Raw genomic sequence first — 14,940 nt, 5'->3', positions numbered from 1 at the left:
GCCCCCCCCAGACGCCCGTATCGCGCTGAACGCGCTCGGCCTCGAACGCCGGACGGGCTGACACGGGCCGTAGTCCCGGAAGGATGGGGTCAGCCCTCCGAATTCGCCTCCATCAGCTTCAGCAGGTTCTCCGCCTCCGCGCACCGCGTCTCCGCGGTGTCGCCGTCCAGCCCCGCGTACGCGGCGAGCACCGCACGCGCGCGTGCCGCAGCCGCGGTGGGTCGGCGAAGGTCTGCCTCCAGCCGGCCGGCGCCGAGTTCGGCGGCGGTGCGGACGTCGAGGAGCTCGTCCCCGAGGGAAGCGAACACGGAGATCGCTTGGGTGAGGTGGCCCAGAGCCTCCTCGAAGGAGGGCCTCACCGCAGCCTCCTCCGCGTCGTCCGGCACGGAACGCGCCACCAGGTCACCGAACTGACGGTGGGTGTGCCCGAGTTCGGCGACGAGACGCAGACGCGCGTCCTCGCTCTCGCCCCCGTCCACTTCCGCGGCTGATGCGGAGTCGCCCGGCGAGTTCCGGATCGCGTCCTCGCACTCCCGCACCGCCGCCGCCATCAACTCCCGCGCCCCGTCGAGCCCCGCGTCCGTATGGACGGCCGCCCAGGCGCGGGCCCGCAGGGAGCGGACCAGCCCGTGGACGTTTCCGAGATCGCGCCAGAGTTCGCCGGCGCGCGCGTACGCCTGGTCCGCCTGGGCGGGAAGTCCGGCGTTCCCGAGGGCCTCGGCGGCGAGATGGGCGAGCATCGCGTGGTCGCGCTGCTCGGGCCAGTGGCGGGCGATGTCGGCGGCCTGCAACCAGCGGTCGGCGGCCTCGCGGTGGTCGCCGAGTTCGGTGAGACAGTCTCCGAGCCACCACTGGGTCTGCACGATCGCACCGTCGCCGTGCATGTCGGTGGTCAGATCGGGCAGCGCCGACTCCAGAATCTCGGCGGCCTCGGCCCACCGCCCCTGGCGGACCAGGAATCCACCGAGCTGATGCCGGGCCCAGGCACCGAGCGTGGCACTCTGGCCCGCTTCGTCGGCCCAGTGCGCGGCCTCCAGGGCGTGGTCGGCGGCGGGCCCGAACTGCCCGGTGCCGCCGAGGATTTCGGCGAGCTGAAGGTGCAGCTGAGCATGGCCCGGCGCCTCCAGGTGGGGCCCGCCGTGCTCCAGTGCCGCGCGCGCCGCCCGCTCCGCCGCTTCGATGTCGCCCCGGTGCAGAGCGATCCCGGCGAGCCGCGCCTCGTGCTCCACGGCGAACCACGGCAGCCCGGCCGACACGTACGTCTCGACGGCCCGGCCGAGCAGCTCCGCGGCCTTCTCGGTGTCCTCCGCACGCGCGGCGAGCTCCCCGAGCATCGCTTGCGCCTCCGCAGCCCGTGACGCCAGCCGCGCGTCCTCGACGTGCGGCTCGGCAAGGGCCAGCAACTCCCGGGCCGCCGTTTCTGCAGCCTCTGGCCGCAGGGCGACGCCCGCGTCGCTGTCCAGCCGGTGCATCAGGATCCGCGCCCGCCCCACCAGCACGGACGCCGCCTGAGACGCCCCCGTGCCGCCCTCCGCGAAGAGCGCGAGCACCCCGTCGTACAGCTCCGATACGACCGCCAGGGCCTCCTCGGTGCCGCCGGTCAGGGCGAGTACGTAGGCGGCGCGGGCGCGGGCGGCGAGGGCCTCGCCGGGGTCGTCGGCCTCGGCGTAGAGCTCTGCCGCGCGGTGGAAGAGTTCGATGCCCTCGGGGCCGCGCTCCATCGCCGCGTGGTCGGCGATCTCCGCGCGGTCGCGGACGTCCAGCTCGTGCCCCTCGGCGGCACGCGAGACAGCTGCCCAGGCCTCGACGGCGTCCGGGTTCCGGGAGTCCGACAGGCGGCGGGCCTCGGCGAGCAGCGCGGGCAGGCCGGGCTCGGCGGCAGGTTCCGTGCCGGCGTGCGGGCGGGGTGCGTGCACTGTGGGTGCGGGGCGCGTGGAGCGCACGCCAAGAGGCAGGCGGTCGACGAGCGTCGGCTGGTTCATACGCGCGCGGGCACGCGTGCTGACGTACGACGTGCCGTTGCGCGCGTCGAAGCGCGCCGCAAGCGAAAGTGCCTGCCCGCGCGCGTGGGCGGCGAGGTCGCTCGCTGTCCACGCGCGGCCGACCGGCCCGGGAACCGTCCGGTCGCCGAACCCGAGGGAGGTCAGGCGGTCCATCAGGAGGGCCACCACCGCCATGAAGTTCAGCTTGCTGCGCGGGTCCCCGGAGTCGGTGAAGTACGCGGGGCGCTCGGCGAGCAGCTCCAGGGCGCGCGCCTCGTTTCCGGAGAGGGCGCAGAACTCCACATGGTCCGCGTACGCGCCACGCATGCTCTCCATGGCGCGGACGAGCCGGAAGCCCCGCAGATGGTGGGCGCGCGCCTCGTCGAGGCGCCCCAGGCGCAGCAGGGGGACCAGGGAGGACGCGAGGACGGTGTGCGGCTCGTGGGCGCACGAGTACTCGCCCTCCAGGACCGGGCCCCACAGCTCCACCGCCTCCGCGTCGGAGCCGCGCAGCGCCTGCCACCATCCCTGGCCGTGCAGTTCGCACGCGTGGCAGTCGGCCATGGTGTCCCGGTCGGCGGCCAGCCAGGCGGCGTACGCCCGCTCGGCGCGCTCCAGGTCTCCGAGGTGGGCGGACACACTGAACTCGGCGCTGCGCACGGCCCGTTCGGAGTGCCCGGCCAGCCGGTAGCGGTACTCCATCTCGCCGAGCCACTTCTCTATGGAGGCGAGCGGAATGTGCGGCTGGTCCAGCATTCCGGCCGACAACCACTTGAAGACCCAGTGCAGCGAGTGGACCTCGTACTCGTCGAAGTCCTCGGGGCTTTCGTCCCACATGCGCAGCAGGCGCGCGAAGGGGACGAACATCTTGTCCTTCTCGGAGCTGTAGTTGTAGACCTTCAGCTGGTGCGCGAGTGCCTCGATCACCGCGAGGGGGATGCCGAGCTTCTCCGCCTCGGCCAGCAGGAGCTCCGCGCGCGCGTTGCGGGCGGGTCCCTCCGGCTGCTCGAAGTTGTCCGCCATCGCCTGGCGGAGAGAGTCGAAGTCCGTGATGGGGTCGATCCCGCTCATCGGTGGCCGTCCTCCCCGGAGTTGGTGTGTGTGGCCCACTCGAGCAGGCCGATGAACGCGCGGTTCAGGAGCGCCGAGTCCGCCGGCCGCAGTGGGCGCTGGGCCATCAGCAGGGCCTGCCCGTAGAGGGACTCCGTGGCGGTGCCGATCAGCTCCGGGTCCTTGAGCGAACTGATCCTGCGGATCAGCGGGTTGAGGTGGTTGAGCACCAGACGCGCGCGTGGAGCGCTGCCCCGCAGCGAGCCGAGGATGCCCGCCCACAGGTCGTCGGCCTGGTTCTCGGCCTCCGCGCGGGCCTGTTCGTGGCGGGCCGCCCGGTCGTCCAGATGCAGCGCCGGGACCGAGAGCGGGTGGAAGGCGCGCAGCACCACATCGCAGCCCAGGGGGTCGAGTCTGGCCCGCGCGGCCCCCAGGAAGGCCGACAGTGCCAGCTCCTCCGCCGGGTCGACCGAGTCCAGGTGCGCCGTCACGGTGTCGGCGTCCAGCTCCGAGACGACCGTCCCGGGGCGCACGGACGGCAGCGCCTCGACCAGCTCGCTGTCGTACGTGTAGCCGCCGTTGACGACTCCGATGCCCTGTGCGGAGGCGATCGGCGCGACCTGCCGGTACTCCTCCACGGTCCGCGTGAAGTGCACCATCGGGTGCCGCTGGGCGAACTCCTCCAGGGAGAGCCGCCCGTCGGTCGTCTCGAAGGGCAGCCACGGCAGCATCGTGCGCAGCATCTCGGTGTCGTGCCGGGCCAGGGACTTCACGCCCAGGTGGTGAACCGAGAGGAAGGCCGCCAGCCGCTCCGGGTCGCCTGCCGCAAGCCCGGTCAGCCAGGACCGGATCCGCTCGCCCAGCGCCTCGCGTACGGCGGCGAGGGTCTCGTCCTCGTACAGCGACTCGCGCGACGCGGTGGGCCGCAGACTGTCGGTGTCCAGGACACAGCGCACGAAGAACGCCCAGTCGGGCAGCAGCTGTTCGGCCCGCTCGGTGAGCAGCATGCCCTTCAGGTGCACGCGATGGCTCGCGCGCTGGGCCGGACTGACCGAGGACGGCAGGACGTACGCGACACCCCGGATGCCGGCGAGCGGCACATCCAGGTCGATCGAGTCCAACGGCGTGAACCCGAACAGGTCGTGGCAGTGCCGCGCCAGGGCCACCCTTCGGGTCGCGGGGCTCGGGTACGTGCGGTTCCAGGGCGCCGGGAGGTCCGTGATCGCCTCGTCGCCCACGCGAACGTCGTACGGCAGCAGCGCGCCGAAGTCCCGCGCCAACGACCGGACCTTCTCCTCCGTGAGCCACTCGCCCGCCCCGGCGCGCGCCACCAGGTGCACGGTGGTGCCCGGTTCGGTGCGGGCCTCGTGCGGCAGGGTGCGCACGGTGTACGAGCCGTCGTCGGCCGCCGTCCATTCCACGGGCGCCGCCTCGGGCGTACGCGCGCTTCGGCTGACGACCCGGATCCGCTCGGCGACCACGAAACATGCCAGCAACCCGATGCCGAACTGGCCCAGGAAGTCGGAACGCGCCGATTCCAGACCGTCGTTGCGCTTGGAACTGCGGCCGATGGTCGCCAACAGGTTGTGCACATCGGCTTCGGTGAGGCCGATCCCGGAGTCCTCCACGCGCAGCGTGCCGCCCTCGGCGTACAGGCGCACGGTGGCCGGAGCCTCCGGCTGTTCGGCACGCCGGGCGGTGATCGCGTCCACGGCGTTCTGCAGCAACTCGCGCAGATAGACCTTGGGACTGGAGTAGAGGTGATGGGAGAGGAGGTCCACCAAACCACGCAGGTCGACCTGGAAGGTATGAGGTGGCTGGGATGCCTGAGAGGGCTGTGAGGTCTGGGAGTCCATCGTCGCAGCGCCGGTGGGGGGACGGGCGACGGCGCGGGGTCGGGCGGTCCCGCAGGACGGTGACCGCGAAGAGGGCCGGAGCGGGTCATCCTAGGCCCGGAACCACCCGCCTGACCAGCGGATTTCCAGGACGTATACGGCGATGTCAGTGCGGTGGTGTGCAATGGATCTCGTGTCCGTGCTCGAAGAACCACTGAAGAAGGCGCTCGGCCCCGCCACCGCGAAGGTGATGGCCGAGCATCTCGGCCTGCACACCGTGGGCGACCTGCTGCACCACTATCCCCGCAGATACGAGGAGCGCGGTCAGCTCACGCACCTCGCCGACCTGCCCATGGACGAGCACGTGACCGTGGTCGCCCAGGTCGCCGACGCCCGCCTGCACACCTTCGCCTCGGCGAGGGCCCCCCGCGGAAAAGGCCAGCGCCTCGAAGTGACCATCACGGACGGCAGCGGCCGCCTCCAGCTGGTCTTCTTCGGCCACGGCGTGCACAAGCCCCACAAGGACCTCCTGCCCGGCACGCGCGCGATGTTCTCCGGCAAGGTCTCCGTCTTCAACCACCGCCTCCAGCTGGCCCACCCGGCGTACGAGCTGCTGAGTGGCGACGAGGAGGCGACCGAGACCGTCGGCTCCTGGGCCGGTGCCCTCATCCCGCTCTACCCGGCCACCGCCAAGCTGGAGTCCTGGAAGATCGCCAAGTCCGTGCAGATGGTGCTGCCGCACGCGCAGGAGGCCGTCGACCCGCTCCCGGACTCACTGAGGGACGGCCGCGGTCTCCTCGCCCTCCCCGAGGCACTCCTGAAGATCCACCGCCCGCACACCAGGGCGGACGTCGACGACGCCCGCGCCCGTCTCAAGTGGGACGAGGCCTTCGTCCTCCAGGTCGCCCTGGCCCGCCGCCGGTACGCCGACGCCCAACTCCCCGCCGTGGCCCGGGTACCCAAGCCGGCCGGCCTGCTCACCGCCTTCGACGCCATGCTCCCCTTCACCCTCACCGAAGGCCAGCAGAAGGTCTCCAAGGAGATCTTCGACGACCTGGCGACCGAGCATCCGATGCACCGACTGCTCCAGGGAGAGGTCGGTAGCGGTAAGACGATGGTCGCCCTGCGCGCCATGCTCACCGTCGTCGACGCGGGAGGGCAGGCCGCGATGCTCGCGCCCACCGAGGTGCTCGCCCAGCAGCACCACCGTTCCATCACGGAGATGATGGGGGAGCTGGCCGAGGGCGGGATGCTCTCAGGGGTCGAGCACTCCACGAAGATCGTGCTGCTCACCGGGTCCATGGGGGCCGCCGGGCGGCGGCAGGCGCTCCTTGACCTCGTCACCGGTGAGGCCGGGATCGTCATCGGCACGCATGCGCTGATCGAGGACAAGGTGCAGTTCCACGACCTGGGCCTGGTCGTGGTCGACGAGCAGCACCGTTTCGGTGTGGAGCAGCGCGACGCCCTGCGCGGCAAGGGCAAGCAGCCCCCGCACCTGCTCGTCATGACTGCCACGCCCATCCCGCGCACCGTCGCGATGACCGTCTTCGGTGACCTGGAGACCTCGGTCCTCGACCAACTCCCCGCCGGGCGCTCGCCGATCGCCAGCCATGTCGTCCCCGCCGCCGACAAGCCGCACTTCCTGGCGCGCGCGTGGGAGCGCGTGCGCGAGGAAGTGGAGAACGGCCATCAGGCGTACGTCGTCTGCCCCCGCATCGGCGACGACGAGGACGACCCGAGCAAGGCCAAGAACAAGAAGAAGTCATCCGATGCCGATGCCGAGGCCGAGAAGCGTCCGCCGCTCGCCGTCCTGGACATCGCCGACCACCTCGCCAACGGCCCTCTCCAGGGGCTCAAGGTCGAAGTCCTGCACGGCAGGATGCAGCCCGACGACAAGGACGCCGTCATGCGCCGCTTCGCCGCGGGCGAGACCGACGTCCTGGTCGCGACGACCGTGATCGAGGTCGGGGTGAACGTGCCGAACGCCACCGCGATGGTGATCATGGACGCCGACCGGTTCGGCGTATCGCAGCTCCACCAGCTGCGCGGCCGCGTCGGCCGTGGTTCGGCCCCCGGCCTGTGCCTCCTGGTCACCGAGATGCCGGAGGCGAGCCCGGCCCGCCAGCGGCTGAACGCGGTGGCGTCCACCCTCGACGGTTTCGAGCTCTCCCGCATCGACCTCGAACAGCGCCGCGAGGGCGACGTCCTCGGCCAGGCCCAGTCCGGCGTCCGCTCCTCGCTGCGCATGTTGGCCGTCATCGAGGACGAGGAGATCATCGCCGAGGCCCGCGAGGAGGCCGCCGCGGTCGTCGCCGCCGACCCGGAGCTCGCCGGCCTCCCCGGCCTGCGTACGGCCCTCCAGGCGCTCCTGGACGAGGAGCGGGAGCAGTACTTGGACAAGGGCTGAGAGGACACGGAAGGGCGGGGGCTGGGAGGACAGCGAGGGACAAGGGAGGACAGTGAGGGACAAGGGCCTGAGAGAGCGGGGAAGGGCGGAGGCCGGCCGGGCAGGAACAGAAATGCGCGGAGGCTGAGAGGCGGTGCGCGGACAGCGGCTGAGAGACTGGGAGCCGACAGACCCGCCGCCTTCCTCACCAGCGCAAAGGACCCTCATGACCCGCGTGATCGCCGGCCGGGCCGGCGGACGCCGTCTGGCCGTCCCGCCGGGCACCCGCACCCGGCCCACCTCCGACCGGGCGCGCGAGGGCCTCTTCTCCACCTGGCAGTCCCTGCTCGGCGGCCCTCTGGCGGGCGAGCGCGTCCTCGACCTGTACGCCGGGTCGGGCGCCGTCGGCCTGGAGGCGCTCAGCCGCGGCGCCGGACACGCCCTGCTCGTCGAGGCCGACGCCCGCGCGGCCCGCGTCATCCGCGAGAACGTGAAGGCACTGGGCCTCCCCGGCGCCGAGGTCAGGCCGGGCAAAGCGGAACAAATCGTCCAGACGCCGGCGCCGTCGGACCCGTACGACCTCGTCTTCCTCGACCCCCCGTACGCCGTCTCGGACGACGATCTTCGCGAGATTCTGCTCACACTCCGGACGGGGGGCTGGCTCGCGGCCGAAGCCCTCGTCACCGTGGAGCGCAGCACCAGAGGCGGCGAATTCGGGTGGCCGGTCGGTTTCGACGCGATCAGGGCCCGTCGTTACGGCGAGGGGACGTTTTGGTACGGTCGCGCCGCCGCTACGTGCGAAGACGCACGATGACCGGACTGGAGAGCGAGGGACCTCAGTTGCGCCGCGCCGTCTGTCCCGGGTCGTTCGACCCGATCACCAACGGACATCTCGACATCATTGCCAGAGCCTCCAAGCTGTACGACGTCGTGCACGTCGCGGTGATGATCAACCAGTCGAAGAAGGGCCTCTTCGAGATCGACGAGCGGATCGACCTGATCCGCGAGGTCACCGCCGAGTTCGGAAACGTCGAGGTCGAGGCGTTCCACGGCCTTCTCGTCGACTTCTGCAAGCAGCGCGACATCCCCGCGATCGTCAAGGGACTGCGCGCCGTCAGCGACTTCGACTACGAGCTGCAGATGGCCCAGATGAACATCGGCCTGTCGGGCGTGGAGACCCTCTTCGTCCCCACCAACCCCACCTACAGCTTCCTGTCCTCCTCGCTCGTCAAGGAGGTCGCGACCTGGGGCGGCGACGTCTCCCACCTGGTGCCGCCCGTGGTCCTGGACGCGCTCAAGGAGCGTCTCGGCAAGGACTGAGCCCGTTCCCGGGACAAGGACCGAGCCCGCCCCACAGAACTGACAGTCCGTCATCCGGTGTCGGGCGGGGAGGCAGTGGTCGTACAGTCGACCCGTCCGTCTCCATCAACACCTGTAGAGAGTGGCGAGCACAGAGTGGACGTGCAGAAGAAGCTCGATGAGATCGTCGCGTCGGTCGGCAGCGCCCGTTCCATGCCCATGTCGGCCTCGTGCGTGGTCAACCGCGCCGAGCTGCTCGCCATGCTCGAAGAGGTGCGCCAGGCGCTGCCCGGCTCCCTCGCCCAGGCCGAGGAGCTGATCGGCGGCCGTGAGCAGCTGGTCGAGCACGCCCGCCAGGAGGCCGAGCGGATCATCGAGACCGCGCACGCCGAGCGCGGCTCGCTGATCTCCGACACGGAGGTCGCCCGGCGCTCCCAGGCCGAGGCCGAACGCATCCTCGCCGAGGCCCGCCAGGAGGCCGAGGAGGTCCGCGCGGAGGCCGACGACTACGTCGACTCCAAGCTCGCCAACTTCGAGGTCGTCCTCACCAAGACCCTCGGCTCCGTCGGCCGCGGCCGCGAGAAGCTGCTGGGCACCGGCCCGGGCACCGACGAGCAGGGGTACGAGGACGAGGACGCCCCCGAGCGCAGCCACGACCCGGAGACACTGCGCCGGAGCGCCGACGAGTACGTCGACGTCAAGCTCGGCGCCTTCGAGGCCGTCCTCGCCAAGACCCTGGACGCCGTCGGCCGCGGCCGGCAGAAGCTGCTCGGCCGCATCGCCAGCGACGACCTCGGCCTCCTCACGGACGAGGACGGGACGCCCGCGCACCACACGAACGACTCCGACTACCTGGCGGGCCTCGCGGGAATCACGGAGGCCCCGGAGCAGCCCGTGGTGCCCCAGGCTCCGGACATCCCGGCCCAGCAGCAGGTGTACGCGCAGCAGGACGCGTACGCCTATCAGCAGCAGGCCCCGGATCCGTACGGATACCAGCAGCAGTACGTCCAGCAGGATCCGTACGCCTACCAGCAGCAGACCGCCGACCCTTACGCCGCCTACCCGCAGCAGCAGGGCTACGACCAGCAGCCGGCGTACGACCAGAGCCAGCAGCAGGCCTACGCGCAGCCCCAGGCGCACGCCATGGACGCGCAGCAGCATGTCCTCGACGAGACCAGCCTCTTCGACACGAGCATGATCAGTGCGGAGCAGCTGCGGGCGTACGAACAGGGGCGCTGACACCGGATTGGGCCGAGAGCAAAAGGTCCAGTATCCTGGCTCTTCGGTCGCGTGTACGTCCGCGATCACCGCTGCCCGGAACGTCGCGGGCAGCATCCTCGTGAGCTTCGAAGATCGAAAGCAGGAATGGCTCTGAACGCCCGCCTCGACCACCGCAACCCGCTCGTGTTCGACACACGCGAGCTGGGGCGGCGTCCTGGCGCGCTCCAGCGGCTGTCCCGCACGGTCGACGCTCCCAAGGATCTCGGGATCCAGGGAGTCATCGGAGTGCCGGAAGGCGCCCCGGTGGAGCTCGACCTCCGGCTTGAGTCGGTCATGGAAGGTGTGCTTGTCACAGGCACCGCCCGTGCACTGGCCAAGGGGGAGTGCGTAAGGTGTCTGGAGCCGCTTGAGCTGGAGCTCGAAGCGGAGTTCCAGGAGATGTTTTCGTACCCTGACGCCGACGACCGGGGCCGCCCCAAAGCGGAGCCGGCCGACGACGCCGAGGACGACGAGGACACGCTCCCTCTCGAGGACGGCCTGTTCGACCTCGAACCCGTGCTGCGTGATGCGGTGGTGCTCGCACTGCCGATGCAGCCGGTGTGCCAGGACGACTGCCCCGGCCTGTGCTCCGAATGCGGAGCGCGGCTCGCGGACGCCCCGGACCACCACCACGAGGCCGTCGACATCCGTTGGGCGGCACTGCAGGGACTCGCCGGTTCACTTGAAGATGGCGAGAAGGACGAGTTGGGCGACGGCGCGCTTCCATCAGCGCACGTCGACGAGAAGCAGGAGAAGTAGCCGTGGCTGTTCCGAAGCGGAAGATGTCGCGCAGCAACACGCGCCACCGCCGGTCGCAGTGGAAGGCTGCGGTCCCCAACCTGGTTGCGTGCGAGCGCTGCCACGAGCCCAAGCTGCAGCACATCGCGTGCCCCGCTTGCGGCACTTACAACAACCGCCAGGTCCTCGAGGTCTGAGCGGCTGGTGAGAGGTCTGATGTCTGACGCCAAGGCGGATTCAAACGCCAAGAAAAAGGCGGACAACACAGCCTCGTCCCACACGCTTCTGGAAGGGCGGCTCGGCTACAAGCTCGAGTCCGCCCTTCTGGTGCGTGCACTGACCCACCGTTCGTACGCGTACGAGAACGGCGGTCTGCCGACCAACGAACGCCTGGAGTTCCTCGGGGACTCCGTGCTCGGCCTCGTGGTCACGGACACGCTGTACCGCACTCACCCCGACCTCCCAGAAGGCCAACTGGCCAAGCTGCGGGCCGCGGTGGTCAACTCGCGTGCGTTGGCGGAGGTGGGTCGTGGCCTCGAACTCGGCTCCTTCATCCGGCTTGGCCGGGGTGAAGAAGGCACGGGTGGCCGGGACAAGGCGTCCATCCTCGCCGACACCCTTGAAGCGGTGATCGGCGCGGTCTATCTCGACCAGGGTCTGGAATCGGCGGGCGAACTCGTTCACCGGCTCTTCGACCCGCTCATTGAGAAGTCCTCGAATCTCGGGGCCGGCCTGGACTGGAAGACCAGTCTCCAGGAGCTCACCGCGACCGAAGGGCTCGGGGTTCCCGAGTACCTGGTCTCGGAGACCGGCCCTGACCATGAGAAGACCTTTACTGCTGCCGCCCGCGTCGGAGGCGTCTCGTACGGCACCGGCACCGGCCGCAGCAAGAAGGAAGCGGAACAGCAGGCCGCGGAATCCGCGTGGCGTGCGATCCGTTCCGACGCGGACGAACGCGTGAAGTCGGCCAGGGCGGCCGCCGCTGAACAAGCAGAACAAGCGGAACAAGCGGAACAAGCGGAACAAGCGGAACAAGCGGCAGCCCAGGTCGCCGAGGGGAACGCCGACACCCCCTCGGCTCCGACAAGCGATTCGGCCACGGCCTGATTCCTTCACAACTGAAGCACCTGCAGCACCCGTGGTAAGTGATGTACCCGCAGTATCCGAACCCCGTCGCAGCGTTCGCGCAGCGGCGGGGTTCGTATCGCATTCTCCCAAGGAGCGCCGTGCCCGAGTTGCCCGAGGTCGAAGTCGTGCGGCGCGGTCTTGAGCGCTGGGTCAGCGGGCGGGTCGTACAGGCGGTGGAGGTCCGGCATCCGCGAGCCGTACGGCGGCACCTGGCCGGGCCCGAGGCCTTCGCGAAGGCGCTCGCAGGCCTTCGCGTGGGAGAGGCCAGGCGTCGCGGCAAGTACCTGTGGCTGCCCCTCGCCGACTCCCCGTACTCCGTGCTCGCGCACCTCGGCATGAGCGGTCAGCTCCTGGTGCAGCCCGAGGACGCCCCGGACGAGAAGCACCTGCGCGTCCGTATCCGCTTCGAGGACGGTCAGGGCACCGAACTGCGCTTCGTCGACCAGCGCACCTTCGGCGGCCTCTCCCTGCACGAGAACACCGCGGACGGCCTCCCGGACGTCATCGCACACATCGCCCGCGACCCGCTCGACCCCCTCTTCGACGACGCCGCGTTCCACACGGCGCTGCGCGGCCGCCGTACGACGATCAAGCGCGCCCTGCTCGACCAGTCGCTGATCAGCGGGGTCGGCAACATCTACGCGGACGAGGCGCTCTGGCGCTCCAGGCTGCACTACGAACGCGCCACGGGAACCTTCACCAGGCCGCGCAGCACCGAGCTGCTCGGCCACATCCGCGACGTCATGAACGACGCCCTCGCCGCCGGCGGCACCAGCTTCGACAGCCTGTACGTCAACGTCAACGGGGAGTCGGGCTACTTCGACCGCTCGCTCGACGCGTACGGGCGCGAGGGCGAACCCTGCGGGCGGTGCGGGACGCCGATGATGCGGCGCGCGTGGATGAACCGGTCCAGTTACTTCTGCCCGCGCTGTCAGCGGGCGCCGCGCGCGACCGCGTAGCCGCAGCGGGGAGCCTTGGCCGGCTAGCTCTTGCGGCGCGCCTCGTCGTAGCGCCCGCGGGACTCCAGTACGTCGTCCATGCGGCCCTCCACGAAGTGGATGAGGGTCAGGAGATGCTGGGCGACCTCGCGGCCGAGCGGTGTGAGCGTGTAGTCGACGCGTGGGGGATTGGTCGGCTGGGCGTCGCGGTGCACCAGGCCGTCGCGCTCCAGCGCCTGAAGGGTCTGGGAGAGCATCTTCTCGCTGACGCCGTCGACACGGCGCCGCAGCTCGTTGAAGCGGAAGGTGCCGTCGTGCAGGGCTCCCAGGGTGAGTGCGCCCCAGCGTCCGGTGATGTGCTCCAGTGTGCCGCGGGACGGACAGTCCCGGCCGAACACGCTGTACGCGAGATCCTGACACTCACCGCCGGCGACGGCGGACTGCACGGCTGGCTCCATGCTTTGAGGGTACTTCGGCACAGCGCTCACCGTGGGGTCGCGCTGACTCATCGATAGTGCGCGCCGGGTCGGGTGCCGGTCGTCGACCGGTACCCGGGGCCGGTCAGTAGCCGAAGTCCTGTGTCCACCAAGGGCCGCCCTCGCCGAGGTGCACACCCACGCCCAGGGTCTTGAAGTCGCAGTTCAGTATGTTGGCGCGGTGGCCGGGACTGTTCATCCAGGCTTCCATCACGGCCTCGGCGGTGGCCTGGCCGCGGGCTATGTTCTCGCCGCCCAGGTTGCTGATCCCGGCGGTCGCCGCGCGGTCCCAGGGGGTCGCGCCATCAGGGTCGGTGTGATCGAAGAAGGCGCGCGCGGCCATGTCCGCGCTGAAGGTGGAGGCCAGCTCGGTCAGGGAGCTGTTCGCCGCCACCGGGCTGCAACCCGCGCCGGCCCGCTCCACGTTGACCAGTGCGAGCACGGTGGCCTCGGCCGCGGTCTCCGCGGACACCGTCACCGGGGCGGTGGTCTCCGGAGTCTTGGTGGGCTCCTCCGCGGGCTTCGACGGCGTGGCCGTCTCGGTGGGCTCGGCCGTGGGCTTCTTCGAGGGTGTCGTCACCGGCGGGGCTGTGGAGGTGGAGGGGGCGGCCGAGGGTGTGGCCTCGCGCTCGGCGCCACGGCTCGTCCCCGTGTCGTCGCGGTTATCCTCCGCGCTGCCCGAGGTACCGCCCTGCGGGGTCTCCACGCTGGACGGGGAGCCGGCGGCCTGCACGTTGTCGGCGTTGCCGCCGCCGAGGGAGTAGTTCTCAGCGCCGGGCATCACACCGGCCGCGACGGCGACGGTGCCGAGGGCCACGGCGGCGGAGACGCCCAGCAGTCCCGTACGTACGGGGGTCGCGGCCTTCCTCTTACGGTGCGAGCGGGCTACGGCACCGCTCGGGAAGTCGGCGACAGCCGCGTAGCCGTACAGGTTCTCCGGCCCGTAGGGACCGTTGGTGCCCGTGCGGTCCGTGCGGGTGTCCGTGCCCCCGGTGGCGCGACCTGTGGCGGCGCGGCCGGCGGCTGAGCGTCGGTGGCGTCCCATCTATGTGGCCTTCCTCGATCTTGCAGTCAGCGAACCTCACCCGAAAGAGTGAGTTTCATATGAGACTCATTGGGTCGGGACGGTACCGCATGGCGCAAGGGGAGGATGTGTCCCGAGAGACATTGTCCGGTTAGCGTGCACCCATGAACGAGGTTGTACGGGTGGTCGTCTGGGTGCGCGGAAGGGTTCAGGGCGTGGGTTTCCGCTGGTTCACGCGGGCCAAGGCGCTGGAGATCGGAGGGCTGAGTGGTTTTGCTCTCAATCTCGACGACGGACGGGTCCAAGTGGTCGCGGAAGGCCCTCGGACCGGCTGCCAGACTCTGCTCGACTGGCTCCAGGGGGACGACACACCCGGGCGCGTGGACGGAGTCACTGAGATCTGGGACACGCCCCGAGGGATCTATGACGGCTTCGCCATCCGCTGACGAAGCGGCGGCGACCGGCCGGGCCGGAGCGGCGGGGCATGCCACCAGCACCTGCCGGAAGTGGAAAGGCCCAGGTGGTTGCCAAGAACAGCCGGTCGTGGCAGTCTCCGCCGATACGGATGATCTCCACGCCCCCAGTGTCCGCGGGAGTCGCAGCGCCGCCCTTGGAGGGCCGCGTACCCCGGCGTAGCCCGCCATTGCGGGCGTGATCGTGTTGACCGTCAAACTTTTTGGTGAGACGCTGAAAACCCCGCGCACCTTAGCTGTTTGGCATGTGGAACAGCAGTAAGAACTTAAAAGTGTCAAGCATCGCGGGTGCGATTCCCTCACGACCCATCGACCCACACCGTTTCGGTCGGTCACTCAGTGTGGAGGACC

The 14,940-nt window shown here is 70.4% G+C and carries 13 protein-coding genes; 9 read left to right on the top strand and 4 right to left on the bottom strand.

Annotated elements, in window-relative coordinates; genetic code table 11:
* Positions 1-89 precede the first annotated feature (89 nt).
* Together ACIPC1_RS05980 and ACIPC1_RS05975 are read right to left on the bottom strand one after the other, a co-directional pair.
* On the bottom strand, positions 90-3,053 hold the full coding sequence (locus ACIPC1_RS05980) for a tetratricopeptide repeat protein (protein ID WP_402513671.1): 2,964 nt from the start codon (positions 3,051-3,053) through the stop codon (positions 90-92).
* Positions 3,050-4,888 carry an HSP90 family protein gene (locus tag ACIPC1_RS05975; protein ID WP_402513670.1) on the bottom strand — a complete coding sequence of 613 codons (1,839 nt, stop codon included), beginning with the start codon at positions 4,886-4,888 and terminating at the stop codon, positions 3,050-3,052. Before ACIPC1_RS05975 ends, ACIPC1_RS05980 begins: the two co-directional genes overlap by 4 nt.
* A gap of 163 nt (positions 4,889-5,051) precedes the next feature.
* Here ACIPC1_RS05975 and recG point away from each other — a divergent pair, with 163 nt between their 5' ends.
* The 8 genes from recG (at position 5,052) to mutM (ending at position 12,637) form a co-directional block, all read left to right on the top strand.
* On the top strand, positions 5,052-7,274 hold the full coding sequence (recG, locus tag ACIPC1_RS05970) for an ATP-dependent DNA helicase RecG (RefSeq protein ID WP_402513669.1): 2,223 nt from the start codon (positions 5,052-5,054) through the stop codon (positions 7,272-7,274).
* 205 nt (positions 7,275-7,479) lie between these two features.
* A complete protein-coding gene (gene rsmD, locus ACIPC1_RS05965; RefSeq protein ID WP_384378965.1) occupies positions 7,480-8,067 on the top strand; it encodes a 16S rRNA (guanine(966)-N(2))-methyltransferase RsmD in 588 nt (195 codons plus the stop codon).
* Between the two features lie 26 nt (positions 8,068-8,093).
* Positions 8,094-8,573, top strand: coding sequence for a pantetheine-phosphate adenylyltransferase (coaD, locus tag ACIPC1_RS05960; RefSeq protein ID WP_384379060.1), 480 nt, complete (start codon positions 8,094-8,096; stop codon positions 8,571-8,573).
* 135 nt (positions 8,574-8,708) lie between these two features.
* Positions 8,709-9,791 (top strand): ATP synthase F0 subunit B, encoded by a 1,083-nt coding sequence (locus ACIPC1_RS05955; RefSeq protein WP_402513666.1) that lies wholly within the window; start codon positions 8,709-8,711, stop codon positions 9,789-9,791.
* A gap of 126 nt (positions 9,792-9,917) precedes the next feature.
* The gene (locus tag ACIPC1_RS05950) at positions 9,918-10,571 is read left to right on the top strand and encodes a YceD family protein (RefSeq protein WP_402513665.1); all 654 of its coding nucleotides are present in this window, start codon (positions 9,918-9,920) and stop codon (positions 10,569-10,571) included.
* 2 nt (positions 10,572-10,573) lie between these two features.
* Complete coding sequence (rpmF, locus tag ACIPC1_RS05945; RefSeq protein WP_402513663.1) at positions 10,574-10,747, top strand: 50S ribosomal protein L32; 174 nt, start codon at positions 10,574-10,576, stop codon at positions 10,745-10,747.
* A 19-nt stretch (positions 10,748-10,766) separates the two neighbouring features.
* Positions 10,767-11,657, top strand: coding sequence for a ribonuclease III (gene rnc, locus ACIPC1_RS05940; RefSeq protein WP_402513660.1), 891 nt, complete (start codon positions 10,767-10,769; stop codon positions 11,655-11,657).
* Between the two features lie 119 nt (positions 11,658-11,776).
* Entirely contained in the window at positions 11,777-12,637 is an 861-nt protein-coding gene (mutM, locus tag ACIPC1_RS05935; RefSeq protein WP_402513659.1) for a bifunctional DNA-formamidopyrimidine glycosylase/DNA-(apurinic or apyrimidinic site) lyase, read from the top strand.
* 23 nt (positions 12,638-12,660) lie between these two features.
* Here the strand turns inward: mutM and ACIPC1_RS05930 are convergent, their stop codons facing one another.
* Positions 12,661-13,074: a winged helix-turn-helix transcriptional regulator gene (locus tag ACIPC1_RS05930; protein WP_402513657.1), complete on the bottom strand. Its 414-nt coding sequence runs from the start codon at positions 13,072-13,074 to the stop codon at positions 12,661-12,663.
* 103 nt (positions 13,075-13,177) lie between these two features.
* Positions 13,178-14,137: a CAP domain-containing protein gene (locus ACIPC1_RS05925; RefSeq protein ID WP_402513654.1), complete on the bottom strand. Its 960-nt coding sequence runs from the start codon at positions 14,135-14,137 to the stop codon at positions 13,178-13,180.
* Between the two features lie 143 nt (positions 14,138-14,280).
* Here ACIPC1_RS05925 and ACIPC1_RS05920 point away from each other — a divergent pair, with 143 nt between their 5' ends.
* Positions 14,281-14,562, top strand: coding sequence for an acylphosphatase (locus tag ACIPC1_RS05920; RefSeq protein WP_402513652.1), 282 nt, complete (start codon positions 14,281-14,283; stop codon positions 14,560-14,562).
* Positions 14,563-14,940 lie beyond the last annotated feature (378 nt).

The organism is Streptomyces sp. NPDC087263, from assembly GCF_044744645.1.
Lineage (GTDB): Bacteria > Actinomycetota > Actinomycetes > Streptomycetales > Streptomycetaceae > Streptomyces.
Note: the sequence above shows the minus strand (reverse complement) of the source record. Positions and strands in the feature narration are given on the sequence as shown.

Excerpts from the sequence above, each read along its gene's own strand:
- ACIPC1_RS05980 (WP_402513671.1), bottom strand. The coding sequence starts at position 3,053 with ATGAGCGGGATCGACCCCATCACGGACTTCGACTCTCTCCGCCAGGCG.
- rsmD (WP_384378965.1), top strand. The coding sequence starts at position 7,480 with ATGACCCGCGTGATCGCCGGCCGGGCCGGCGGACGCCGTCTGGCCGTC.
- ACIPC1_RS05975 (WP_402513670.1), bottom strand. The coding sequence starts at position 4,888 with ATGGACTCCCAGACCTCACAGCCCTCTCAGGCATCCCAGCCACCTCAT.
- recG (WP_402513669.1), top strand. The coding sequence starts at position 5,052 with ATGGATCTCGTGTCCGTGCTCGAAGAACCACTGAAGAAGGCGCTCGGC.
- ACIPC1_RS05950 (WP_402513665.1), top strand. The coding sequence starts at position 9,918 with ATGGCTCTGAACGCCCGCCTCGACCACCGCAACCCGCTCGTGTTCGAC.
- ACIPC1_RS05925 (WP_402513654.1), bottom strand. The coding sequence starts at position 14,137 with ATGGGACGCCACCGACGCTCAGCCGCCGGCCGCGCCGCCACAGGTCGC.
- rnc (WP_402513660.1), top strand. The coding sequence starts at position 10,767 with ATGTCTGACGCCAAGGCGGATTCAAACGCCAAGAAAAAGGCGGACAAC.
- ACIPC1_RS05930 (WP_402513657.1), bottom strand. The coding sequence starts at position 13,074 with ATGGAGCCAGCCGTGCAGTCCGCCGTCGCCGGCGGTGAGTGTCAGGAT.
- ACIPC1_RS05920 (WP_402513652.1), top strand. The coding sequence starts at position 14,281 with ATGAACGAGGTTGTACGGGTGGTCGTCTGGGTGCGCGGAAGGGTTCAG.